The 25,487-nt window shown below is 51.7% G+C and carries 19 protein-coding genes; 11 read left to right on the forward strand and 8 right to left on the reverse strand.

Annotated elements, in window-relative coordinates; genetic code table 11:
• Positions 1 to 116: 116 nt before the first annotated feature.
• From htpG to Q0W37_RS13380, 5 genes are all read right to left on the reverse strand, one after another.
• On the reverse strand, positions 117 to 2,006 hold the full coding sequence (htpG, locus tag Q0W37_RS13360; RefSeq protein ID WP_297702050.1) for a molecular chaperone HtpG: 1,890 nt from the start codon (positions 2,004 to 2,006) through the stop codon (positions 117 to 119).
• Positions 2,007 to 2,178: 172 nt separating this feature from the next.
• Positions 2,179 to 3,777 (reverse strand): 1,4-alpha-glucan branching protein domain-containing protein, encoded by a 1,599-nt coding sequence (locus Q0W37_RS13365; RefSeq protein WP_297702051.1) that lies wholly within the window; start codon positions 3,775 to 3,777, stop codon positions 2,179 to 2,181.
• Positions 3,778 to 3,786: 9 nt separating this feature from the next.
• Entirely contained in the window at positions 3,787 to 4,983 is a 1,197-nt protein-coding gene (locus Q0W37_RS13370; RefSeq protein WP_297702052.1) for a DUF4912 domain-containing protein, read from the reverse strand.
• A 22-nt stretch (positions 4,984 to 5,005) separates the two neighbouring features.
• Complete coding sequence (locus Q0W37_RS13375; protein ID WP_297702053.1) at positions 5,006 to 6,244, reverse strand: hypothetical protein; 1,239 nt, start codon at positions 6,242 to 6,244, stop codon at positions 5,006 to 5,008.
• Positions 6,241 to 7,725, reverse strand: a complete 1,485-nt coding sequence (locus Q0W37_RS13380) for a hypothetical protein (protein ID WP_297702054.1) — start codon at positions 7,723 to 7,725, stop codon at positions 6,241 to 6,243. Before Q0W37_RS13380 ends, Q0W37_RS13375 begins: the two co-directional genes overlap by 4 nt.
• Positions 7,726 to 7,938: 213 nt before the next feature.
• On the opposite strand from Q0W37_RS13380, the gene thrC reads away from it, so the two are divergent.
• The 3 genes from thrC to Q0W37_RS13395 all read left to right on the forward strand — a co-directional run bounded on the left by thrC (position 7,939) and on the right by Q0W37_RS13395 (position 14,305).
• Positions 7,939 to 9,279: a threonine synthase gene (gene thrC, locus Q0W37_RS13385; protein WP_297702055.1), complete on the forward strand. Its 1,341-nt coding sequence runs from the start codon at positions 7,939 to 7,941 to the stop codon at positions 9,277 to 9,279.
• Between the two features lie 258 nt (positions 9,280 to 9,537).
• A complete protein-coding gene (locus Q0W37_RS13390) occupies positions 9,538 to 12,540 on the forward strand; it encodes a glycosyl hydrolase family 28-related protein (RefSeq protein ID WP_297702056.1) in 3,003 nt (1,000 codons plus the stop codon).
• A gap of 10 nt (positions 12,541 to 12,550) precedes the next feature.
• The gene (locus tag Q0W37_RS13395; RefSeq protein WP_297702057.1) at positions 12,551 to 14,305 is read left to right on the forward strand and encodes a hypothetical protein; all 1,755 of its coding nucleotides are present in this window, start codon (positions 12,551 to 12,553) and stop codon (positions 14,303 to 14,305) included.
• A gap of 4 nt (positions 14,306 to 14,309) precedes the next feature.
• Here Q0W37_RS13395 and Q0W37_RS13400 read toward each other — a convergent pair whose 3' ends face one another.
• Complete coding sequence (locus tag Q0W37_RS13400; protein ID WP_297702058.1) at positions 14,310 to 14,510, reverse strand: type II toxin-antitoxin system Phd/YefM family antitoxin; 201 nt, start codon at positions 14,508 to 14,510, stop codon at positions 14,310 to 14,312.
• A 26-nt stretch (positions 14,511 to 14,536) separates the two neighbouring features.
• On the opposite strand from Q0W37_RS13400, the gene xseA reads away from it, so the two are divergent.
• On the forward strand, positions 14,537 to 15,835 hold the full coding sequence (gene xseA, locus Q0W37_RS13405) for an exodeoxyribonuclease VII large subunit (RefSeq protein WP_297702059.1): 1,299 nt from the start codon (positions 14,537 to 14,539) through the stop codon (positions 15,833 to 15,835).
• Here the strand turns inward: xseA and Q0W37_RS13410 are convergent.
• Positions 15,816 to 16,244: a type I restriction enzyme HsdR N-terminal domain-containing protein gene (locus Q0W37_RS13410; protein WP_297702060.1), complete on the reverse strand. Its 429-nt coding sequence runs from the start codon at positions 16,242 to 16,244 to the stop codon at positions 15,816 to 15,818. The two genes, xseA and Q0W37_RS13410, sit on opposite strands and share 20 nt — an antisense overlap.
• Before the next feature lie 132 nt (positions 16,245 to 16,376).
• Here Q0W37_RS13410 and Q0W37_RS13415 point away from each other — a divergent pair, with 132 nt between their 5' ends.
• Both Q0W37_RS13415 and Q0W37_RS13420 read left to right on the forward strand, forming a co-directional pair.
• Positions 16,377 to 17,678: a pyridoxal phosphate-dependent aminotransferase gene (locus Q0W37_RS13415; protein WP_297702061.1), complete on the forward strand. Its 1,302-nt coding sequence runs from the start codon at positions 16,377 to 16,379 to the stop codon at positions 17,676 to 17,678.
• Positions 17,679 to 17,940: 262 nt separating this feature from the next.
• The gene (locus Q0W37_RS13420; protein ID WP_297702062.1) at positions 17,941 to 18,900 is read left to right on the forward strand and encodes a spermidine/putrescine ABC transporter substrate-binding protein; all 960 of its coding nucleotides are present in this window, start codon (positions 17,941 to 17,943) and stop codon (positions 18,898 to 18,900) included.
• Positions 18,901 to 18,983: 83 nt separating this feature from the next.
• Here Q0W37_RS13420 and Q0W37_RS13425 read toward each other — a convergent pair whose 3' ends face one another.
• Positions 18,984 to 19,787, reverse strand: a complete 804-nt coding sequence (locus tag Q0W37_RS13425; protein ID WP_297702063.1) for an exodeoxyribonuclease III — start codon at positions 19,785 to 19,787, stop codon at positions 18,984 to 18,986.
• 244 nt (positions 19,788 to 20,031) lie between these two features.
• On the opposite strand from Q0W37_RS13425, the gene Q0W37_RS13430 reads away from it, so the two are divergent.
• From Q0W37_RS13430 to Q0W37_RS13450, 5 genes are all read left to right on the forward strand, one after another.
• Entirely contained in the window at positions 20,032 to 20,616 is a 585-nt protein-coding gene (locus Q0W37_RS13430; RefSeq protein WP_297702064.1) for a hypothetical protein, read from the forward strand.
• Positions 20,617 to 20,786: 170 nt separating this feature from the next.
• Entirely contained in the window at positions 20,787 to 21,674 is an 888-nt protein-coding gene (locus Q0W37_RS13435; RefSeq protein ID WP_297702065.1) for an MBL fold metallo-hydrolase, read from the forward strand.
• A gap of 122 nt (positions 21,675 to 21,796) precedes the next feature.
• Entirely contained in the window at positions 21,797 to 22,540 is a 744-nt protein-coding gene (gene trmB, locus Q0W37_RS13440) for a tRNA (guanosine(46)-N7)-methyltransferase TrmB (protein WP_297702066.1), read from the forward strand.
• Between the two features lie 37 nt (positions 22,541 to 22,577).
• The gene (gene recN, locus Q0W37_RS13445) at positions 22,578 to 24,221 is read left to right on the forward strand and encodes a DNA repair protein RecN (RefSeq protein WP_297702067.1); all 1,644 of its coding nucleotides are present in this window, start codon (positions 22,578 to 22,580) and stop codon (positions 24,219 to 24,221) included.
• 11 nt (positions 24,222 to 24,232) lie between these two features.
• A complete protein-coding gene (locus tag Q0W37_RS13450) occupies positions 24,233 to 25,390 on the forward strand; it encodes a CDP-alcohol phosphatidyltransferase family protein (RefSeq protein ID WP_297702068.1) in 1,158 nt (385 codons plus the stop codon).
• Positions 25,391 to 25,487 lie beyond the last annotated feature (97 nt).

Here is a 25,487-nt window from a genome sequence, read left to right on the forward strand (position 1 = left end):
TCTTTAATGGCGCGTAGCGCGTGGATTACTTCACGCTGGCGGTCAGCAGTTTTGTTGTGAGTTGCAAGCGCCCGGTATTAACCGGGCGTGGCAACGAGAGCGAGGCCTAACGAGATTTACTTGCCTGCGGCTTGGCCGAGCAGTCGTGTGACCGCTGCGACGTATTCAGCGGGGTTCGGGAGCGGAGATCCTTCGGCAAGCAAAGCCTGACCGTAGAGGGCCTTCGGCCAATCGCCCAGATCTTCCTTGGCTTCGGCTTTCTTCTTGAGCATTTCGCAAATCGGGTGCGTCGGGTTGATTTCCAGGATGCGCTTGCTCTTCGGCAAGTTCTTCTGGCCCATGGCCTTCATCATGCGTTCCATCTGGGCGCTCATGGCGTCTTCGCTGGTCACGAGGCAGCAGGGGCTGTCCTTCAGGCGGCTAGACACGCGGACTTCCTTGATGTCTTCGTCCAAGACCTTCTGCAGGTTTTCGCAGAGGCCCTTGAAGATACCCTTGTTAGCTTCTTCAGCCTTCTTTTCGTCTTCGGTCTTTTCGAAATCCACGTCGCCGCGGGCGATGTCGTGGAATTTCTTGTCGCCGAATTCCTGGAGGCTAGACATCATGAATTCATCGATGCCGTCGCTCATGAGCAACACTTCGTAGCCCTTGGCCTTGAAGGCTTCGAGCATCGGGTTAGACTTCACGGCGTTCTTGTCGCCGATGAGGTAGTAGATTTCCTTCTGGCCTTCCGGCATGCGCTTCACGTATTCGTCGAGGCCCACGAGAGCATCGCCTTCGGTCTTGGTGCTTTCGAAACGGAGCAACTTCTTGAGTTCGTCAAGATGTTCCCAGTTCATGTAGAAGCCTTCCTTAAGGACCATACCGAGTTCGCGCCACCAGGCGTTGTACTTCGCGGCATCCTTGTCGGCCATGTTCTGCAAGGCGTCGAGCACCTTCTTGATGACATGCTTACGGATGTTGGTGATAATCTTGTTGTTCTGCAAGATTTCACGGGACACGTTCAGCGGCAAGTCTTCGCTATCGACCACGCCGCGCACAAAGCGGAGCCAAGGCGGCAGCAAGTCCTTGCAGTCGTCCATGATAAAGACTTTCTTCACGTAGAGCTTGAGGCCGTGCAAAGCGTCGTTGTGCCAAATGTTGAACGGAGCCTTCGACGGAATGTACACGAGGCTCCAGAATTCCTGGGAACCTTCGGCGTGGCTGTGGCTCCATGCGGCCGGTTCGTCGGCTTCGTGGCTGATGACGTTGTAGAAATCCTTGTACTGTTCTTCGGTGACTTCCTTTTCGCTCTGGCGCCAAAGAGCCTGCTTTTCGTTCAGGCGTTCTTCGGGCTTTTCTTCGATTTCACCCTTGTCATTCTTCGTTGCTTCAGGGTGGAAATAAATGCCGTAGCTCACGAAACCGCTGTACTTCTGGACAATATCCTTGATCTTCCATTCGCTGGCAAAGTCGCCCGCGTCTTCGTCATCCTTCAGGTACAAAGTAATCTTGGTGCCCACCTTGTCCAGCGGGGCTTCGGAAATCTCGAAGTCGCCGGTGCCTTCGGAGGACCACAGGTAACCTTGCTTTTCGCCGGCCTTAAGGGTCAACACTTCGACCTTTTTAGCGACCATGAACACGGAGTAGAAACCCACACCGAACTGGCCAATCAGATCGACGCTGCCCTTGTCGCCTTCCTTCAAATTCTTGATAAAGTTCTTGGTGCCGCTACGGGCGATGGTGCCGAGGCAGTTGATCAAGTCTTCCTTGTTCATGCCGATACCGTTGTCTTCCACAACGATGCGCTTACCTTCCTTGTTCACCGAAATATCGATGCGCAGCTGCGTGCCCTGCGGCAGAAGGTCGGCGTTGGAGAGGGAAAGGAAACGGCGCTTGTCCAGGGCGTCCGCCGCGTTCGAAACCAGTTCGCGGAGGAAGATTTCCTTGTTGCTGTAAAGGGAGTTAATCATCAAGTTCAGCATGTCGCGAACTTCAGTCTGGAATTCCATCTTCTCTGTTGCCATTATTTATCTCCATTTATCGTTAAAATTTGAAGCAGATTAGCAAAATCACGTTTCATTTTGAAACAAATTTACAATCTTGCCTTGTTTCCGCACTTATATATGCAAGAACCGTGCCAGTTAGCACGGAACAATTGCATCTATTCTTGAATTGAAAGCACCCTCAAAGGGGCTATTACAGCCAGCTGAAGATATTATTGGTCTCTTCAAGCTTGGGCAAAATGGAATGAGCGGCGAGCTTTTCGGTATTGCGCAAAATCGCCTTGCATGCTTCGGCAAAAAGTGCATGTCCATTATTGTAATGGTCGTCCAGACGACGGCGTGCATAGCCGTCTGCCGAGTGGTTGTGAATCATGAACGCCCAGTCCGAAGACTGGAACAGCATCAGTTCGCGTTCCATCTGCTTGATGTAGCGGGTCAAAAGCTTTCCACGCGGAGAGCTAGTTCCCATTTTTTCGCGGATCGACATCAGGTGGTCAATCATCGCGCGCAAGCGGTAAGATTGCGGATAGTACTTATCGGTTTCGCCGTTAATCCAAACGGAACCGAATCCGCCTTCGCCCCAGCTGGAGAAAGCCGGTTCATGGGCATCGGGATCAGCGGAAGATGTCATCACCTGGTCAGCACCGGCAAATTCGATGACCGACGAAGAAGCGGCGCGTTCCAGCATCGCCTCGAGGAACAGGGGGCCTTCGAACCACCAGTGTCCAAAAAGTTCTGCGTCGTAGGGGCAAAGCATCGCGGCCTTGTTGCCGTCCATGTTCACGAGCAATTCCGAAATTGTCGCTTCGCGGTTCACCACGAACAGATGCGCATGATCTTCGGCGAGTTTCATCGCATTCCAGGGGCGGTACAGCTCCTTTTTCTCGCCACCAGTAATGCGGTTATACTTAAAGCCCGAATCGATCGGCGTATCGCCCGCGAAGAAGTATTCGCCCAGGTAATCGCGCGGGCGATCTTTTGCGATGTCGGTGAAAAATTCGCGGTACTCGGGGTGGCCCGGATAACCTGTGCGGCGGCTCCACACTTCCATGGAGCTTTTCTGTTCGCGGCCCATGCAGTAAAGTCCCTGCGTGGTCTTGAGCGGAGTAAACACGCCGTACTTGGGCGTAGGCGTCGCGAGGAGAGCGCCGTGCGTTTCCAAGAAGAAATAGTGCAAGCCGAATTCGGCGAGGAACTTGTCGAGTCCCGGGAAATATCCACATTCGGGGAGCCACACGCCCATGGGCTTACGTCCAAAGGCGCGTTCAAAACAGCGTACCGTCACGTCGAGTTGCATCCGAATCGACGCAGGATCACTCTGGTAAGCCGGCAGGAACGGGTGCGTTCCTACGCAAGTGAGCAAATTCAGCTTGCCGGCCTTTTCAAGTTCCAAAAATTCCGCGAGCAGGTTGCGATGGATGCGGTTTTCCCACAAGTCCATCAGCGTCTGCTGGCGCGAAAGGTAAAACCTAGAAAGTTGCTCCAGCTCCGTTCCGGCGTTGCGAGCCACTTCCTTTTCAATCAGTTCGAGCTGCTTTTTCAAATGCTCCGAGAACTTTTCAATCAAGTTCTCGTCCGAAAGCATCTCGATTAACGGAGGAGAAACACTCAAGTTGAGCGTCCCAGGAACGCCCTTTTCCAAAAGGCGCCGCATCGCCTGCACCAAGGGCAGGTACGTCTCGGCAATAGCTTCAAACAGCCAATTCTCTTCGAAAAAGCGCTTAAATTCCGGATGCCGCACAAAAGGCAAATGTGCATGCATCAGGAAGATGATTTTTCCGGGAGCTCCCATGAGTCGTTATTACTCCGTACGCTTCACCACGATCGGCACGATTGTCGTCGGGAAATCGCCATCCTTGTCAGTAGCGAACACCGGAATAATCTTCGTGCAATCGGGCAGGTCTTCTTCAAAGCTGAAAGTGCCATCCGGATTCAGCGGGAACGGTTCGCCGCGCACCTGGAGGTGTGCATCGGGACGGGTTCCACCGTAAACGATCAGACGGGTCTTCACCCACAGGAAGAAATCCTTGCCGTAGTTCACGGAATCCTTGGAGACTTCGATGTTGTTCGACTGGAGAGCCGCGCTCGAAAGGGCGCCAGAGAACATCGATTCCGAAGAGCTTCCGAAGTTTCCGCCGAGGCTCTTAAGCCAGGATTCAGCGGTCTGGCTAGAGAAACCAGAGCTCATGAAGTTGCCGAGCGTATTGCCACCGAGAGAAGCCTTTGCAAAGGCGTCGTTTTCGGCAGGAGCAGCGGCAGACTTGTCAAAAGTCATCACCGGAGTAGATTCCACGATCGGCTTGAAATTCTTGCCGGACACAGCGCCGAGAACTGCCACGCAGGACTTGCCGGCGGTATTTTCGACATACCAGCTACGGGCATTGGCAGGCACTTCGATGTCACGGAACTTGCGTTTCTTGCTGCGCTGCACCGTAAGGTCATCGGCGATATCGAACAAGCGCAGAACGATTTTCCCCTTACCCTTCTTCGCTTCGTTAATGCGGTTTTCAGACACTTCCCAGAAAGCGTGCATCCAGTTCGGATCCTTCTGCATAAGCACCAGGTACTCGGCATCAAAGGACTGAGCCATCTTGGCGACTTCCTTTTCGGAAGCCTTTGTTGCGACAGAAGCCTTGGCTTGCTTTGCGGCAACAGCCTTTTCCTGAACCTTTTCGCTAGCCTTTGCAGCAGTTGCCTTCGAGGCGGTTTTCTTTCCGGTCACCTTCTTGACTTCATCCGAGATTTTAGACACCTTCGTAGCGGCAGCCTTCTTAACTTTCGCGACAGCCTTCACCGCCTTTTCTTCGGCATCCTTCATGGTCTTAAGAGTTGCAGACTTTGTAGCAGCCTTTTTCTCGGCCACCTTTGCCACCTTTTCCTTGGCAGCAGTTTCCGTTGCAGTCTTAGCCTTCTTGACCTTGTCCGCGGTCTTTTCGGCCAAACCCTTTACCGCAGCCTTGATCTTGGATTTTGCATCTGTTTCTTTTTTTATAGCCATACTAGGCCTCCTTCAAAAAAATCTACCTGCGTTCCTGACCCCAAGAGGCAATGCCCGTAAGCCCAATCCTAAAGGCTAGGAACATTTCTTCCCACTGGTTTTCATCGGCAAAACGCTTACCGCCCTGAACGGCGATATCCAAAGTCGTCCCCTTGCGTCCGAGAGGGAATCCTCCACCCAGGGAACCGCCCACTTCAAAAACATCCTTAACGTACCAGCTGCGATACCATGCCCCAGCACGGTAGTTGATACGTTTCAAGTAAGGTTCATAGAACAGGGGCGAACCATCGCACTGGTAACCAAGCGATACCATATAATCCTTTTGGGTCTCGGTCACTTCCGGCACATTCCAGCTGCCCGCGATATTTTGAATATCCTTGTCCCACACGCGCCAGGTCAGATCGAGCATCAGGTTATGGCGTTTCGCCAAACGGTAGTTGATACCGGTCGCAAGCATTGCAGGAACATCGATTTCACGATCCTTATCCGTTGCCGCCAACGTATCAAGTTCGCTAAACCTCAGGTCGTAATCCAGCTTATTGAGCAAGGTGTAACCAGTCGTATAGGAAAGGAAATACGACACTTCCTTACCACGGTACTGGAGTGCACCCGTATAGTAGGCCGGATGATTCTTGATTTCCCAGGTGCCATCGACATAGTCCGAAACCACATAGCTTCCGGCGCCCCAAGCATCGTCCTTATCCAAATCCGAGGCATCGCCACCCATTTTCAGAGAACGCGACGTATTGCCCATCACAAAGTGCATCGATGCACCCAGGGAGAGCGAACGGAAAAACGGCAAACGAACGGCATACGTCGGCACAAGTTCATACACGCTTCCCTGATACTCGATTTCAAAATCGGACTCAGATTTCACGTCGGTATCTTCTTCTTTCAAAGTCGAAGAATAATGTTGCCAAAGGGAAAGCCCCATGGCACCCCATACACCCATCGGGAACGACAGGTTTAACGACGGCAAGGAAAGCTTGTTCACCGAGAACTGGTCACCGTCCTTTGAAGCCTGATCCATTTCCACCAGGAAATTCAGGTTGAAAACAACCTTGGTATCAAAGGCAAGACGCGCCGGGTTTACCACAGACAGCCCTTCGGCGTCCCCCGCCTTGGCGCCACCCGCAAAGCCGCGACCGGCAGCGGAAGCCGTACCTCCGAGGACATTTTCTTCACCCAGAGCTTCAAGGCCTATCATTGATGCAAACGACAGACCGGCACACATTCCTAAAAGCATCAGAAACTTTTTCATTCTTCATCCCTCCGCTTGGAAGTGAGCCAAAGTTTAAGAGTCATCGGTTGCGTAACCAGCGTCGAAAAATCGTAGCGAGCATAATCGACATAGTCAAAATACTTGTTTACGGTATCTTTACGAGTGGTATAAACCGTATCGCCCTTTTCGTTAAAAGATGTATCGCGATAGGTATCGATGTGAATCGCGTAGACCGAATCTTTCTCTTGCAAGAACGGATACGGATAAAGGCGCATAATGAACTTCATCGAACGACCATCGGCCGCCTTGTTGATGAAGTCGCGGAAACCGTTCGGCAGTTGCAAGTTAAGGGAGTCGCCTTTATGGAACACCAGGTTCTGGTGACCGTTTTTCACAACCGCTTTCTTGTCGAAGGCATAGCTTTCCATGCGGCGGACAACTCCGTCGGTGCTGTCGACAAAAGATCCGACGATAACTTGCATAGGCAGTCCCATCTGATTTTCGCCTTGAGAATCATCACGGGGCATTGTCAGCTGAGCCTGAATAACCGTCTGACGAACGTCGTTTTCGTCTTTAGACGGGAATTCGTCGCCATAGAAATCTGCAAGGGCCTTGAGGATCGGTTCGGAAGGAAGCGAAACCACCAGAGAATCAATAACTCCGCTATGCAGAGTCAAACATTCAGGACATTCTTCCTGATTTTTCACGATACTTGCCATTCGGAACGGAGTCGGCATGAAAGTTTCATTGGAATCACCGAATACGGCGAGTATAGGCGGATAGTCCGTGCCACTCCCCCAGAAACGGTACTCGCGGGGAGCTTCGGGTGCAGAAATGCGAAGTTGCAAACGCGTAGCACCCTTCATTTTTTTCAGGTCTTTTACCAAAGCCGAGGGAAGCGGCAAGAAAAGAGTCGTATCGCGCTTGGCCTTGACCTTTTTCACCTTGTAGACCGTATCTACGGAGCCCGACGGTTTCCAATGAGAGAGATCTTCGTACCAAACGGAATCTTCAATGTCTGCGATGCTATCCAGGAAATCATCGGGGCGGTTACTCCGATCCATTTTCCAGCTCACGGTAACATCCACTTCTTCTTCAAAAGCAGCCATCTTCTTGGACAAGCGACTGGAATTGTAGAAATCCGTCTGCCAGTGCAATCTCAAAACAGCACCCGCCGTATCAGAGGCCTTAAACTTTGCCACAAAACTGGAATCCGGAGTTTCAAACGCATAATCCATCACCAAATCGTGAGACAGGTTAGAAACACGCCCAAAGGTCGCTCTCAGATTGGCTGTCAACGGAGTGGTATCCATAAACACCTTGACGGAATCAGCCGTAAGGTCGCTAACGGTCAGAGTCTGCACTTTGTAGCTACTCGGCATTCCCTGGTCGGCAAGCCAATTCTGCAGACCGTCGTCATCGGATTCAAAAATGCAGGCAGACAGGGCAAATGCAACTAGCAACAGCGCCAAGACCTGCGAATGCGGGTTCTTTAAACAGTTAAACAATGTTTTCTTCACTCAGTACTCCGAGTTTTATCTGTAATTCCGAAAAGAATATAGCAAATTAGCGGACAGAAGACGGAGATTAGGTATCAGGTGTCAGGCGTCAGATAAGAGAAGTAAGGTCCCTGAGCCTGCCGAAGGGCGAAATCGAAGGATCTCTAGCAGGGGTGGTTAGTGATGAGGGATAAGAGTTGCTATATTTGACCCGTAAAAATTTAAGAGGATATTATGTCTCAATTCAACGCTCATTTTAGGAACATCAACGGGGACGATACCTACCCGCTGACCGACGTCATTTACCGCAGCAAGGTGGACGGAAGCCTGCTCGAAGTCGAACACGACCGCGCAGCACTCGCCAGCAAGAGCCCCGACGAATGGAAAAAGCTCTTTGCCGAACGCCGCATGAGCTTTGAACCGGCCGACATGAGCGGCATCTGGAGCAAGCGCGAAATGGTGCTCCCCGACATGCCCCTCGAAGACATCGTGACGATGCGCGAAGGCTGGAGCCCGCTGTTTGACGCGGCTCCCTTGGCCAAGGAAATGGGCATCAAGAGCCTCAAGGTCAAGCTTTGCGGTAACTCCCACACGGGTTCTTTCAAGGACCTCGGCATGACGGTTCTCGTGAGCCAGGTGAACCACATCATCAAGAAAGGCATTCACCCGATTGACGCCGTGGCCTGCGCCTCTACCGGCGATACCTCTGCAGCCTTGAGCGCCTACTGCGCCAAGGCAGGCATTCCTAGCATCGTGTTCCTGCCCGCCGGGAAGACTAGCGTTGCCCAGCTGATCCAGCCGATTTCTAACGGCAGCATCGTGCTCGCCCTCGACACCGACTTTGACGGTTGCATGAAGATTGTGCAGCAGGTCACCGCCGACAACCGCATCTACCTCGCCAACTCCATGAACAGCCTCCGCGTGGAAGGCCAGAAGACGATTTCTCCGGAAATCTGCCAGGAAATGGGCTGGAAGGTGCCCGACACCGTGATTATCCCGGGCGGAAACCTCGGTAACGTGAGTGCCCTGGCCAAGGGTTTCGAAGACTGCAAGGCCATGGGCCTTATCGACCGCATCCCGCGCATTATCGTGGCTCAGGCCGAAAACGCCAACCCGTTCTTCCAGGCTTACGAACGCGGCTTCGACAAGCTCGTTCCGATGCAGGCCAAGAAGACTCTCGCCTCTGCCATCCAGATCGGTAACCCGGTCAGCTACCCGAAGGCCGTGCGCGCTATCCAGAAGACGAACGGCATGGTCGTAAGCGTCACAGAAGAAGAACTCGCCAATGCAGCCCACCGCGGCGACCGCATCGGTCTCTACTGCTGCCCGCATACGGGTGTGGCTCTCGGCGCCCTCGAAAAGCTCGTTGCAGCAGGCAAGATCGACAAGGAAGAAAACGTGGTCGTCATCAGTACGGCACACGGTCTCAAGTTCACCGAATTCAAGGTCGGCTACCACGAAAAGAAGCTCGAGAACATTTGTTCGAAATTTGCGAACCCCGTGTTCAAGGCTCCGGCAGACCTCGGCGCCGTCATGGACATCTTGAAGAAAGAAATGGCAGAAAGACGTCGCTAGTTAATAGCGACTAGAGATCCTTCGACTCCGTGCTACGCACTGCGCTCAGGATGACAACACCAAAGGTCCTTGAGCTTGCCGAAGGGCCTCTGGATTCAAAGCCGAAGAATCCTTTAGCTCCGCGTAAATGCGGAGCTTTTTTGTTGCGCGTCCCCCTTTTTTTATTTATATTGTATCTAGAGGTTTACCATGCGCAAAACCGTTATCTTTTTTGTTGTTTTTTTCGCTATTTCCGTATTTGCCCAGGTGGAATTTCCCATGGGCTCAAAAATCATTAACGTAACCAAGGACCCCTACTTTGCCAAGGGGGACGGCAAAAACGATGACACCGAAGCGATTCAACGGGCCTTGAACGACCACCCCGATGGCGACTACATCATTTACTTGCCTCACGGAATTTACAAGGTGACCGACGGACTTGTCTGGCCGGAAACCAAGAAAAAGGAATCTTCTAGCAGGCGTACCATTTTGCAAGGCCAAAGCATTGGCGGAACCATTATCCAACTTGCCGACAGCACCTACGGTTTCGACAACCAGGATTTTCCCAAGGCCATGATATTCACCGGCGAAGGTCCTGGCCCCAAGTACAGGAACGCCATCCGTGACATGACTATACGCACCGGCAAGGGAAACCCCGGCGCCATCGGTATCCGATTCAATGCTTCGAACCAGGGAACCATCAACAACGTGAAGGTGTATTCCGGAGACTCCACGGGCGTCTACGGCATCGACCTGGGTTTTACCGAAGGAATCGGCCCCCTGCTCCTCAAGAATGTCGAAATACGCGGATTTGACATCGGCGTCTACGCCAAAGGCGAGAACGGAACCGCAACCCTTGAACACGTCACCCTGGGTGGACAGCGCAAATACGGTCTTGAAAACGAGGACATGAACCTCGCCATCCGTTCGCTTAGGGTTAAAGGATATGTTCCCGCCGTCTATAACCACGGCGAATTTGCAATGATGAGCCTGGTCGACGGATTGTTGGAATTCGACAACGACAAGAAAAAGGTGAAGCCCACGACGGCGATTATCAACGAAAGCCACCTATTCGCAAGGTCCATGAAGGTCTCGCGCTACAAGACCATGATCCAGTCCAAGAAAAAGGGCTACAACGAAGAAATGATCCAGGGAGAAATCATCGAATTTGCAACCCAGGAAACCCACCAGCTTTGTCATAGCCCCAAGCAGTCCATGAGGCTTGCCGTTGCAGAAACTCCGAACTTTTCTGAACAGAAGGCGGACAGCTGGATTACCATCGCAGGCGACTACGGTGGAAAATCGAACACAGGTTCCGACGACTCCAAGGCCATTCAGGAAGCCATTGACGATGGCGCCGAAACCCTGTATTTTCCGCCAGGAGGCCGTTGGACCATCAACAGGGACATTTACATTCGCAACCGAGTCCGTCGCATTCTCGGCATCGAAGGCCGCATCGATGGCAAGGGCAAGTTCATTATCGAAAATGGAGCCTTTGGGGAACTCACCATCGAAAGATTTTCGGAATTTGGCAGCGGTATTATCCTAAAGGCCAAGCGCAACCTGCTTCTCAAGAACATGATGGTCCGTTCGCTTGAAACCGACGACCTGGGCGGCGGAGACATCTACATGGAAGACGTGACGATTGGCACGATCCAGCTGAATTACCAGAAACTGTGGGGACGACAGGTCACCATGATGGGCGACACCAAGGGCCCGAAGATTACCAACAACGGTGGCGACATCTGGATTTTGGGCCTTACCGCCAAAAAGGGAAACACGGTCATTCAGAACTTCAACAAGGCGAACGCCGAACTCATCGGTGTCGAAATCGTAGCAAGTGACAAGGCGAAAGACCGCGCCATGTTTATCAACGACAATTCTGGACTCTCGGTGATGGGGCTTCGCGAAACGCTCACCCGCGGAAACGAGTTCCATAAGATCGTCGAAGAATCGAGGCAGGCGTCTTCCACCAAGACCCTGCTGGGCACAGACCTTTTAAAGACCCCGAACGGAGGCTCCCTACTCCCCCTCTACGTAGGATACGCCCCCAAGCAAGGTGCAAACGAAAAGCCCAAGGCAAGCATTCCCAAAGAAATGCTCCTGGTGCAGCCCAACATGCTTCGCATCAAGGGAAGCATCGAAGACGACGGACGTGGCGACGGGCTCTGCGAAGATCCGGTCCACTGGAAAAAGGGACTCGGCCCCGGCAAAGCCATTTTCTCGGATAGCTCCGCCTACGAGACTGACGTGTCCTTTACGGCTAGCGGACGCTACAATATCATTTTCACGGGCGATGACGGTTACCAGACGGGTTCCGACACGGGAAAGGTCTACGTTTTCGACAGACAGTACACCACGCTAGACCATACCGGCGACGGCATTCCTAGCGGCAAGGGCGCGGCCACCTGGATTTCGGAATTCGACAACTACAGTCCGCATAATTCCGACCACGAATTCCATGTCGCAAACGTGCAGAACGGCTCGGCCGGAAAAATCTACCTACGTTTTGACTTGTCGGCTCTTCCGGGTCCTCTCTTTGACGCAGCCCTCAAGCTGGAATTCGACAAGGAAGCCATCAAGAAGCCCATCCAGTTCAACATCTTTGGACTGAAAGAAACCTCTAAGGAAATGAACTTCGGCGACCAGAAACTGGGCGTCGACTGGGCCGATTACGAACTCACCTGGGAAAACGCTCCGGCAAACATTCCCCAGGCGGGCGGACAGTTCAACATCCGCAAGAACTCGGGTGGCGGCGTCGACACCAAGTATGCGGATTTCCTCGGACTCATCACCCTGAACCCGAAAGCGCCCCTGGGAGCATTCGTCCGTACCCCCACCCTCACTGAATTTTTCAAGAGAAAGCACGCCTCCAACCTTTACACGCTTATTCTCACCGCAGTCGAACCCGGCGAAACCATTCTCCCCTCTGCGGCCGCAGGCAAGGAATTCGCGCCTTCGCTCTACGTCGGCTATTTCGACAACACGCGTTCTGTCGGTGGCGAAGCCATGGACGGTGGCTACACGCTTTCCAAGGTAAACATCGACATCTACAATCTGGAATGTGACTTCGACCTGACCGTGGGCTACCCGCAATTTATCCAAATCGAAATCGTAAACGAATTCGGAAAGCGCATGCTAACGGTTGCCGCCCGCGACCTCGAAGGCGAAAAGAAGACGCACTTCAAGTTCAAGGCAATCGCCTTCCCCACAGGCAAGTACACGCTGCGAGTCATTGGAGAGGCGTTTACCGCCGAACAGAAATTCTACATCTTGAACTAGGAACTAAACGATGCGTATCAATAAGTACATTCAGCTAGGATCTTTCCTTTTCGCAACGCTTCTATGGACAGCCTGCGGTGACGATTCCAGTTCTTCGGCAACAGATGAATCCAGTTCGTCTGTAGCGTCGTTCAAGTCCAGCAGTTCCCTCAGCAACCGCGCCGATATCGACTACAAGGACACCGTACGCCTTGGCGACACGATGCAGGTTTATATCGAGTTGTTCAAGGGCGACAGTTCCAAGATGGACGCGAGCGAAATCTACCTTGACAGTACGGCAAGCAGTTTACCGATATACATCGGTGAATTTACCAAAGGAAGCCGCATCAAAGTGTATGCAACCGCATCGAATATTGAAGAAGACCGCATTCAAATCAAAAGTGAATACGGAAACTACCTGCAGGCACTCACGGCTGTTCCCAAGGAGCCGCTTTCAAAAGATGTAGCCAATTGTGAAGGAAACGGATCGCCAACAGTGGACTCCGCCTACGGCAACTATTTTAGTCCCTCATTCGGATGCATCGACGATGCCATCTTCAGAGATTCGAACGAGTTTGTCGTCTTCGAAGACAACCACTATTACCTAGAAACGAGCGGCATTTTCGATGACGAATCGAGTCTCCGTTTCAAGATTGTTGTAGATACCGCCTACTACAACTACACAGGATCCGAAAAAGACATTTCCATTGGAATGAACGACACCCTGCGCGGCATTATCGACATTGCCACAAGCCCGGAAAACATTTCGGTCGCATTTTCCGCTAAGGAAGGCTACAGCATCAACCTTACCGTCAAGGGGCAAAACATTATTTCTTACCAGTTCACCGACGGCACGGACACCTTGGGAAAATACAAGTCCAAGGTCGACACGATGCTCATTCCTACAGACGAAATAAACTGGCAGCTAGACATTACTCCCGAAAATTTCTCGAATTTCCAGACGGGTCCCTTCGCCTTTTTTGAAGCGAAGACCAAGTCGAGAGCCCTGGAGCAGGGCGAGTACTTCTCTTACCCCGACTCGATTCCTTACCCGGGCGAATACTTTGTCCGTACGCGCCCCAAGGACGACCTGGGAATTTACAAGTACAACCTTCTGCAAGAACAGTTTGTCTGGCTCGGCGACTACAAGAAAGGTGATTCTATCCTCGTCTTCCACCACATCGAAAACTACTTTGACGACGATTTCGAAAATGTCACCTGCGAAATTCTGGACAAGAACCAAAAGGTTCAGGGCACAATAAGTTTCGTTTACGGGGGCTCCTTCAGCGTCTCGGGGAAAATGCCCGAAGGCCCCTACTACCTGCATTACCGCCGTTTGAATTCAGCCCCCAAGGCCGACGTCTTTGACAGTCTGCGCTACGTGCTGCAACTCTATACGATGGTTCAGCAGCCGGGCATTCTTTCGACATTCGAATTCTACGACCCGGAAAAAGACGAAACTTATAGCGAGATTTCTCTTCCGGCCGGAGATTCTATCCGCGTAAACGACATCCAGTTCCATATCGAGGTTTCAAAAAATTCGAACTGGGACATTATCGGCGAAGATGTTTCCTGGTTCATTCCCTGTCAGTCGCTTAACTACATCAACAATAGCAGCAATATTTACAATGCCACCAACTGCGACGAGGAAAAGGAAATTTCTTCGGATTACTTGATTGCCCAAGAAGCAGGCGTCGGTGAAATCGCTGAACTCATCGCCCAGAGCAAGGCAGACCCCACCAAGCGCGACACGCTCAAGATTTCGATCATCGCCAAGGTAAACTAGAAGATTACTCTTCCCAAATTTGGTTCGGAAGTTTACCGATATCGCGGAAATCCAAAAGTCCCGCCGTCGGAGCGTTCACGCTAACAAGACGCGCCAAAGGCTTACCGGCTCGTTCAATGACGATTTCTTCGTCCTTGAGCGAAACCTGGTTCAACATCGAGCCAAAATTCTGGCGGACTTCCATGGCAGAAACTACTTTAGACATATTTCAAAAATAGTATAATTACCGACATGGAAAGCGAAAACAAGTCCTATACCGTCACGCAATACATGAAAGCCCTGAAGCAGAAGGTGGAATCGACCCCCGCCGTATGGGTTCGTGGCGTGATTACCCAGATTAACGAGAAGGCACGCGTTGTTTATCTGAGTATCGCGGACTTTGAAGAAGGGAACGTGAACCCGCTCGCCACGGTTCCCCTGTATTGCTATTCGGCAAAATTCGCCGCCATCCGCGCCAAGGTCGAGAATTATCCGCAGCCATTCACGCTCAAGGAACAGCTCAAGGTGAGTTTCTTGATCAAGGCGGACCTGTACATTCCCTACGGTAAGCTGCAGGCTCAAATTCTGGATATCGACCCCGTTTACACGCTCGGTGAACTCGCGCTAACCAAGAGCGCCATTCTAAAGAGGCTCGCCCTAGAAGGCCTGCTTGAAAAGAACAAATCATTGACTCTTGCCGACGTGCCTATCCGCGTAGGCCTCATTACCGGCGAAGGGACCGCCGCCTACAAGGATTTTACCACCAAGCTTGCAGAATCGCCATTTAACTTCAAGGTGAAAACCGCCTACGCCAAGATGCAGGGCACAGACACCGAACCGACCGTCCTTGCGGCCCTCGAGGAACTCGCCAAGGATTCGGAGTTGGACGTGGTATGCATTATCCGCGGTGGCGGAAGCAAGACCGACTTGAACTTTTTCGATAGTGAAGCACTCTGCCGCGCCGTAGCCAACTACCCTCTCCCCGTTTTCACCGGAATCGGGCACGAGATTGACCGAAGCCTGTTGGACGAAGTCGCCTACCAGTCCTGCATTACGCCGACCGACACCGCAAAGCGCTTGATTGACCGCGTTGCAGACAGTTGGAACCAGATGCTTTCGCTTGCGCAGGGAATCGCATTACAGACAAAAGATTTAGTCACCTCGTTCAAGCAAGAGTTGACCTATACGGGGAACGCCCTACAGCAAAAGGTGAACGCGCTATTGCAACGAGAAGCAATGAAGCTTACGCTGTACAAGGGGAACATGCAAAAGGACCTGCAGTTTATTTTTAGGGGCGAACAGGACCGCATCGACCGCAATAGCGAAGGTCTACACCAGGGAACTCGAAAAATTCTCGACCTCGAAAAATCGAAGTTCAACCTGATGGAACTCCGAGTGAAAAACGCCGACCCCGAAACAACGCTATCAAAGGGCTACACCCTTACGCTCGATGCCAACGGGAAGTTTGTACGTAACAAGAGTCAGCTCAAGGCGGGCGACACGCTGACGACAAGGTTTAAGGACGGCAACGTCATTTCTGTTGTGAAGTAAATTCCGGCAGTCTATCGATTTTCTGGAACCGTTTCGTGGTAGCATCCAGCGCAAAGTAGCGCACCGCATCGCCTAGAGACAGCATCACGTACTTAGGCGAGAGCACCTTTAAATACTTGTTCAGCTGCACCTGCAGGGCTTCCCACGTGTATTCGCCGGGAGCCTTGCATTCCACCAAGAGCCACGGGTGCCTTAAATCCGCATTGTCCTTAAAGCTCTGCACTAGAATGTCCACGCGGTCATCGGTCGAAGACTCCACCGTCGAAAGCGCAAACTCCACCGCGATCAGGTTCTTGGGCACCTTGACTTCATCGATCAGAAATTTGACAGTCGCCTGACGCACCCGTTCTTCGGGCGTATCGGGAACTTCCTTTTGGCGAATGGGGTCGTAAATAGTGCCGTGAGTCATGTCGGCAAAAATAAAAAAATACCCCTTATTTAACCATTAACCATACAGGAAAACGGAAATTCTTACAAAATTATATTCTATTATTATGTTGTAACATAATAAGAATTTTCGATCCATATACAGGAGCTTAAAATGCGCAGAAGACTATTGAGCGAAGGTGCCAAGGAACTTTCTTACGAAATCCGTGAAATCGTGAAGAAGGCAAACCAGCTCAAAGCACTCGGTCTCCCGATCCACTGGGAAAACATCGGTGACCCGATTGAAAAGAAGTGTCAGGTACCCGACTGGATCAAGGATATTGTAGTTGACCTCGCCCGCACCAACCGCAGCTACGGTTACTGCCCCTCCAAGGGCATGCTCGAAACACGCGAATTCTTGGTGAAAGAAAACAACAAACTTGGCGGTACGCAGATTAACGTCGACGACATTGTGTTCTTTAACGGCCTCGGTGACGCTATCGCCACCATTTACAGCCTTTTGTCGATGAACACCCGCATTATCGGACCGGCACCGGCTTATTCTACTCATAGCTCTGCCGAAGCAGCCCACGCCCACACGGCTCCGATTACCTACCGCCTGCAGCCGGAAAACCACTGGTACCCGGACCTGGAAGAACTTGAAAACAAGGTGAAGTACAACCCGAGCATTGCGGGCATCCTGATTTTGAACCCGGACAATCCGACGGGTATGGTTTACCCGCTCGACATTCTCCAGAAGATTGTGGACATCGCAAAGCGCTACGGTCTGTTCATTATTTGCGATGAAATCTACAACAAGATTACGTACAATGGAGCACACGCTTACGCACTCGCCGAATACATCGGAGACGTTCCGGGTATCGCTCTCAAGGGTATTTCTAAGGAATACCCGTGGCCGGGCGCTCGTTGCGGCTGGGCCGAATACTACAACCGCGACAAGGACGAACAGTTCGACGCTTTCTGCCGTGCCATCGACAACGCCAAGATGGTGGAAGTCTGCTCGACCACGCTCCCGCAGATGACGATTCCGCGCGTATTGGGTGATCCTCGCTTTATGGAACACCGCACCGCCCTGAACGAAAAGATTGGGCGCCGTAGCGCCATCATCAACGAAATCCTTTCCGACATTCCGGAACTGTATTTCAACCCGACCTACGGTGCATTCTACAACACCATCATCTTCCGCGAAGGAACGCTGAACAGCCACCAGACCTTGAAGATCGACAACCCGATTATCAAGAAGAAAGTGGAAGAATGGTGCAGCAAGACCAACAACCTGGACTACCGCTTCGTTTACTACCTGCTGGGCGCAAAGGGGATTTGCGTTGTGCCTAGCACCAGTTTCTGCACGGATTTGAAGGGATTCCGTGTGACGCTTCTGGAAGAAGACGAAGAGGAACTGCGCGAAGTGTTCACCACGATCCATGACGCCATCGTGGAGTACCTGCATAGCTAGTCAGGGGGCAGTAGACAGGTTTCAGGTGTCAGGGATCAGGCCTGATTAAGGTCCCTGAGCCTGCCAAACCATGCCGAAAGGCGGAGCTGAAGGACACAGAGTTTTATAGGAAGAAGGAAGTTAAAAGTTATCGAAAGGAGTCGGCATAATGTCAAACAGAGCCTTGCATTTATTAATTGCCATGCTCGCCTTTTTGGTGATGTGTTGTTTTCTTTCCGGCTGCCGGGAGAAATCTCAGCAGCAACCTAAAACAGTCTCTGTAATGATCTACAGCGAATACATCGATCCTGAGATGATTACAGACTTCCAGATGAAAACCGGCTACCAGTTGCAGTTGGAGCTCTACGGCGCACAGGAAGAAATGATCGGAAAACTTCAGGCGACAGGAACCGAATCATACGATGTCATTATTGCATCGGACGTCGTCATCCAGCAGATGGTGCAGCTTGGCTTGATTGCCCCCATAGACACGAATAAGATTCCGAACCGCATAAACGTTGCAGACCCCTTCAAGAATCCTAGCTACGACCCGACCAATACCTACACGCTCCCCTACCTGTGGGGAACCACGGGCATTCTTTACCGCGACACGACCATCGATGCAAACAACGTAAGCTACCAGATGTTGCTCGATGCTAAACAAACTAAAGGCGAATTTAGTTTGTTAAAAGAAGCCCGTTCCATGCTTTCGATGGCGTTGCAGGCAAAGGGATTTAGCGCAAACAGTACCAAGCAAAGCGAAATCAACCAGGCCGTCGACATTCTGCTGAAAGCAAAACAGGATCCGCATTTTATTGGATTTGACGAATCCGACATCGGCAAGGACAAAGTCGTTTCTGGAGTGGACTGGGCAGCCATTGTATTCAACGGTGAAGCCATGGATGCAATTTCGGAAGACCCTACGCTACAGTACGCTATCCCCGTTGAAGGAAGCTTTATGTGGGTTGACGCCATGACGCTCAGCAGTAAATCTCAAAATGTCAAGGGCGCCTACGCATTCATGAATTACATTCTCGATGCAAAAATCGGCGCCCAGCTGGCAAAGTTTATCAACTACGCCTCTCCGAACAAGGCGGCCCTCGAAGTGATTGGCGAGGAATTCAAGAACAACCGCGTCATCAACCCGACCAAGGAAGAAATCGACCGCATGGTATTCCTCCGCGACCTGGGAGATGCGTCAAAGATTTTCGACGAAGCCTGGGAAAACGTCATCACGAAATAAATTTAAGCTGGGCCCTAGGCCCGCTAAGGATACAAGCAAGGGCACCTGAAGGTGCCCTTTTTTATAGTCAGACGCTCCAAAGCCTAAACTTCATGACTAATGGGAAGCGGCGCAAACGGAGGTTCAAGTTCGATACTGATCGGGCAATGGTCAGAACCCATGACATCCTGGTGAATTTCTGCATTCACGATATTCGGCACAAGACCTTCGTCTACAAAGGCATAGTCGATACGCCAACCCACGTTGCGCTTGCGGGCGCCAAATCGATTCGACCACCACGAATAGCGGTCACGTTCGTCAGGGTGCAGTTTGCGGAAAGAATCCACGAAACCGTTTTCGACATACTTATCCATCCACGCACGTTCGATAGGTAAAAAACCGCTGACATCTTCGTTGTCTTTCGGACGCGCAATATCGATTTCCTTATGGCACGTATTGTAGTCCCCCAAGGTCACCACGTGCTTGCCATCGGCAACCCAGCGCTTACTGTTTTCGAGGAACGCATCGTAAAAACGGAGCTTGTAGTCGAGGCGGTCATCGCCCTGTCCACCATTGGGGAAATAAATGGAGTTCAGTACCCAGTCCGGGAAAACAAGCTGGAGAACGCGGCCTTCTTCATCAAATTCTTCGATGTCAAAGCCGTAGTTCACGCGGTCCGGTTCAATCTGGGTGTAGATACCTACCCCGCTGTAGCCTTTCTTGCGACGGCAAGGATTCCAGTAGGCAAAGTAGCCTTCGGGTTTTGCCACCTCTTCGGGAATCTGGTCCACCTCCGCACGAACTTCCTGCAAGCACAGGATATCCGGCTTCGTTGTTGCAAACCAGTCCGTAAAGCCCTTTTTGAGGGCGGAGCGAAGACCGTTCACGTTCCAGCTGTAAATATTCATAATTCACCCAATTTTTATTCCGCGCCAAAAATACATTTTTTTACTGCACAAATGCGTAAAGATGATTTTATAAAAACGTTTTCCGCTAAAAACGGCCCGATTCGACCATCACGAAAACATAAGTTTACAAGGATAATCTGCTGGGGGTGGTTCACCGTACTTTTGATAAGAGAAATTAACCACTTTTTTCGCTTATTCTAAAGAAAAAATATGCCAAACGAAATAATAAAATTATATTTAGTGTATGAAATCTTCAATTTTGTTCTTCTCTGGTATCGCTTTTGCCTCCCTCCTTTCCGCCTGTGCCGGTTCAAATTCGGGCGAAAACCTGGAAGTTCCTACCAACATGCCTCCCATTTGTCGCGAGATCGATTTCGTTGAACAGCCTGATATGCGTGAAATGTGCGGTGTCCGCACGGTCCACAGCCGCGCCTATAAAAACATTCCGCAGCAGCGTTATCTGATCAAGCCGCAAGAAACTTCTATTGTAAAAACGAACGACCAGCTGGAGCTCCGTTTCCAGAATTCCCTTCCGCTCTACCTGGATGGCCCTATCACGACAGAGCTTGAGTTCTCCCAGCAAAAGCGCCTCGAAAAAATCAAGAACACTTACGACTATCACGAAATCTACAACAAGGGTGCCGAACGCATCCGCATCTTCAAGATGGGGATTCCGACCGACAAGGGCAACGTCTACGACTTCTGCTTCCGCATTCCTGAACGCAAGGGTAATGCCCGTACACGTAGCGTCGCCATGGGTAACCATATCGAAGCTTTGAGCTGCGCTGATTTCGACAGACTCGTCGCTGAAAACGCAAAGACGAAGTAAGGAATCAGGTTTCAGGAATCAGGGGCGAGGCTTACAAAGTACGCGCCTCGCGCGTCTGTAAAACAGCGGCGAAGCCGCGATTATAAAACCTACAACCTAAGACCTGTTACCTGTCACCTAAAAACGCACCTGATGGTGCGTTTTTTTCTACATTTAGCGCCGAATTCGCTATGGCAGAAAGTAGATACATTCATAACGCCCTCAAGCAGGTTCACGTAGATACTTCGTGTACGTCCGTTGTCGGTTTTTCGATTTCGGGTCTTGCGACCTATATCCAATTTCCCGAACTGGATTTCTGCATCGACATGGGTGAATGTCCTTTGTCGGCAACATCATTGAACCACGTTTTCTTGACACACGCTCACGGGGACCATGCCCGTTGCCTGATGCGTCATCACAGCCTGCGCAAAATGATGGGCGTCGAACGCGAAAGCATCTACTATCTTCCCGAATGCATTTGTGACGGGGCCCGCGACTGGATTCGCGCCGAAGCTATGTTCGAAGGAGTTCCCGATACAAAGTTCCGCTATCCTGAAATTGTTCCCGTCACGGCAGGAGACATCCGTTTCCTAGAATACCGCAAGGACCTCGCATTTGAGGCTTTTGAAGTGAAGCATTCGATCCCTGCGATGGGTGGCACGCTGTATTACTACAAGAAGAAACTCAAGGAAGAATTCCTCGGCAAGAGCGCCGACGAAATCATCCAGCTCCGAAAGGACGGCATCGAAATCACGCGCGAAGTGTACGACCCGCTAGTGAGTTTCATGGGCGACTGCATGGGCGAAAGCCTCCTTGAAAATCAGCGCGTATTCCAGTCGAAGGTGCTGATTACGGAATGCACGTTCCTTGCCCCCGAAGACTACGCCATGAGCCACAAGAAAGGGCACACGCATATTAGCCAGATTGCAGATGCGTTGAACAGGATGGGCGACCAGGTGAAATGTGAAAAGATTATCCTTGCTCATTTTTCGATGAAGTATTCTGAGAAGTATATTCGCGAAATGATTGCGAAGGAAATCCCGGAGAAATTTTTGGATAGAATTGTGGCGTTTATTTAAAAGAGGCCAATCTGGATCCCCTCCCGTTGGTCGAGGATGACGCATCTATTTAAGTCATCCTGGAATGTAGCGAAGCGAAATGACGGGATCCACAGGTGAACGAGTTTTTTAAGAAAAAGAATATGAGCGATATCGAAAACACTGAAGAAGTTGAAAAAGAAGTTGTCATTCCCGAATTTTTCCGCGACCTGAAGGAAGATCCGGAATCGAAGGGTTTATGGCATTACGTGTTCCGCACGCACGGCGACCGAAAGCCGATTGCAACACCCGACGGACTCCCCCACAAGCTGGATTTTGAGTGGAAAGACATGTTCCCGCAAATTGCAGGCAAGGCCGACGCTCACGTGGAAGTCGAAATCGGAAGCGGCAAGGGAGGTTTCCTCTCCGAATACGCCCCCAAGCACCCGGACACCGTAATCATGGGTAGCGAATGGGACTACACCTGGGCAAAGTTCGCCCAACGCAAGATGGACAAGGCTGGCGCACTCGCGAATGCCACCATGCTCCGCGGTGACGTTTTCTACTTCTTGCGCGACTGCGTGAAGGACAATACGGTTGACGCTTTCCACATGTATTTCCCGGACCCGTGGCCGAAAGAACGCCACCACAAGAACAGGCTACTCCGTCCAGATTTTCTGGTGGAAGTCGCACGCGTCCTGAAACCGGGCAAGCGCATTTTCTACTGGGGAACCGACCACAAGGAATACAACGAAGTCGCCCTCGAAGTTTTCGACAACTTTAAGGGTTGCAAGATTCTGGAACGCAACACGGCGGAACCCACCGAAGGAATCATGACCGGTTTCGAGAAAAAATACCGCAAGGAAGGCCGCCCCATTTACAGAAGCGTCGTAGAATTCGAGAAATGACACTTCGTGTCAAGCTAATTTGCTAACTTATTGTCGTATGTTAAAGCACCTGTCGATTAGTGGATTTACTTTGATTGCGCATGCGGAAGTTCCTTTCCGCGATGGTTTTACGGCGATTACCGGCGAGACCGGCGCAGGAAAATCCGTACTTCTAAAGGCACTCCGCATTGTTTGCGGCGACAAGGCCCAAGCCTCGATGGTACGCACTGGCGAAGAAAAGGCCGTGGTCGAAGCCTCATTCGACATTTCGAACGAACCTCAGGTGAAGCGTGTGCTCGAAGAACTGGAGCTCGACAGCGATGACGAATTGATTATTCGCCGCGAAATCCAGGAAAACGGCAAGAGCCGCGCCCGCGTAAACGGAGCCGTCGTTGCCCTCCCCGACTTGCAGCGCCTGGGCGAAGAGCTTATCCAGATGCACGGCCAAAGCGAACAGCTCCTGCTGCGCGACATCAGAACGCATACGCAAATGCTCGACGACTTTGCCGGCAACAGCGAACTGCTTGCAACCTACACGGCCGCATGGACCGAATGGAACAAGATTCAGGATCAGATCAAGGAAACCGAGGAACGCGCGAAAAACCTCGCCGCTCAAAAGGACTTTCTGAAGTTCCAGTTCGACGAACTTTCGAAAGCATCCCTCAAGGAAGGCGAAGAAGAAGCGCTCGAAGAAAAGGTGAACAGCGCAAGCAAGCAGGAAGCGGAAACCCGCTACCTGAACGAGATTCAGGGAATGCTCGGCGGCGAGAACGGCCTCCTGGACCAGGTGCAAATTCTCTCGTCAAAGCTACGCACCCTTGCAACAAAGCTCCCCGACTACGAAGATTATCTGAAGTCGCTCGAAGAAGTGACCGACCCTTACGAAAGCGTCTGCAAGGACCTGTTGAGACTTCGCCCCTCTGCGGCCATGAGTGCAGCCGATATCGACCGCGCCAACGCACGCATCGCGGCAATTCAGAAACTCAAGCGCAAGTACCGCACCGACGTTGCGGGCCTTATCGCCCTGACCGAACAGCGCCGCGAAGAACTTTCGAGCCTCGAAAATCTGGACGCCGACCTCGAGGAACTTTCGAGGCAATCCAAGAAGGCGCACGAAGCCTTGCAGGCGACCGCCCTCAAGCTGACGGCTTCTCGCCAAGAAGCTGCGGCCCGCTACGACAAGTCCGTCAGCGAAATTCTGCACACGCTCGGTATGCCTAAGGCAATTTTCACGACATCGATCGTGATGCAGTCCCTATCGCCGAACGGCGCAGACAAAATCGAATTCACGCTCGCCCCAAACCCTGGCGAAGGTTTCAAGAGCCTGCAAAAGGCGGTTTCGGGCGGCGAACTTTCCCGCGTACTCCTTTCTATCAAGACTGTGATGGCAGAACTCGACCACGTTCCGCTCCTGATATTCGACGAAGTGGATTCGGGAATCAGCGGAGAAGTCGGCAACAGCATCGGAAACGCCCTCAAGGACTTGGGCAAGCACCACCAGGTACTCACGATTACGCATCTGCACCAGGTGGCAAGTCGCGCCGTAAACCAGCTCGCCGTAAGCAAGGAAGAAATCGAGGGGCGCACCTATACGCACGTGGTCGAACTAGACTACAACGGGCGTATCAATGAAATTTCACGCATGCTCGGTGGCGAATCGGAAACCATACGCGAACACGCAAGGCAACTTCTAGACGTTTGACAGAGGTTTAAATGACAGAAGAACAAACATCCGACATAAGACTGCGTACACGCATTTGGAGCGTTATGCGCGCCATTGTTTTTATCGCGGTTATCGTTTTTACATGGATGGGTATGGCAAAGACCGCATGCGCCCTGGTAGCGGTCGCGCTCATTATGGGTTGGGTTAATCTTTACCAGTTGCGTTCTCAGGAAATCGAGAAGCCCTACTACAGGCTTTGGCTGAACGTCATCGACGGATTTCTCTCGTTCGCCGTAATGACAAGCATTTTCGTTCGCGATTTAATGCAGAACGAACAGCCCGAAAAATTACTTGCCGTTGGTTGCGTATTCTTGCTGGCCCGACTCGTGGCCCACACCCTATTCAGCCTGGGAGTTCTCCGCGAAGGAAAGTCCCTCCCCCGCAAGCGCCGCTGGAGCAAGCTCTCCAATATCGTCATCACCATCACCATGGGCGTTTACCTGTTGCACCTTGAAGACTACCAGCAGATTTGCATGGTGTCCTCGATTCTTTTGATTTTAGCCTCGACTGTTGCATACGCCTACTGGTACTACCGCGACCCCGCTCACCGCAAGCCCTTGTCGATTGCAAGCCAGCTCACCATGAGCCGTATCGTACTCACGCCCTTTTTCCTGTGGGTTTTCTTCTACGACAACGACCTGGACTACAGCAACAACAGCATCGTATTCAAGAGCCTAGCCCTCATTATGGTGCTCGGTTTCATGCTTACCGACTTCCTCGACGGGAAACTCGCCCGCGCGATGGGTGAAGTGAGCACGCTCGGCAAGTACCTCGATCCGTTCAGCGACAAGATTTCGAACATGACGATTTTCATGTGCTTTATCGCCACGGGGTATGCCCCGGTATGGATGGTCGCCCTAATCTACTTCCGCGAATCAAGCGTCGAAACCCTCCGCACCCTCGCCGCAAGCGAAGGCCTCATTATGCCCGCCCGCCGCAGTGGCAAGTGGAAAACTGCCTTACAGGGAATCGGGATTGTCGCTATACTCATCGGAGCGCTCGACCCCATGGCAGCAATCATTCCTAGCTACCAGACGTTCTGGAACGTATTCCCACAGGCGGTGATGGGCGTAATTACCGCGATTACCATCATCAGCGGTATTGACTATTTCGTTGCAAGCAAGCATATCCTGAAAAAATTCGTTTAAGGCCCCTTGACATAGACATAAAAATTTTCTATATATGGGCATACCTCGACGCGGGGTGGAGCAGTTGGTAGCTCGTCGGGCTCATAACCCGAAGGTC

It is taken from the genome of uncultured Fibrobacter sp., from assembly GCF_947166265.1.
Taxonomy (GTDB): domain Bacteria; phylum Fibrobacterota; class Fibrobacteria; order Fibrobacterales; family Fibrobacteraceae; genus Fibrobacter.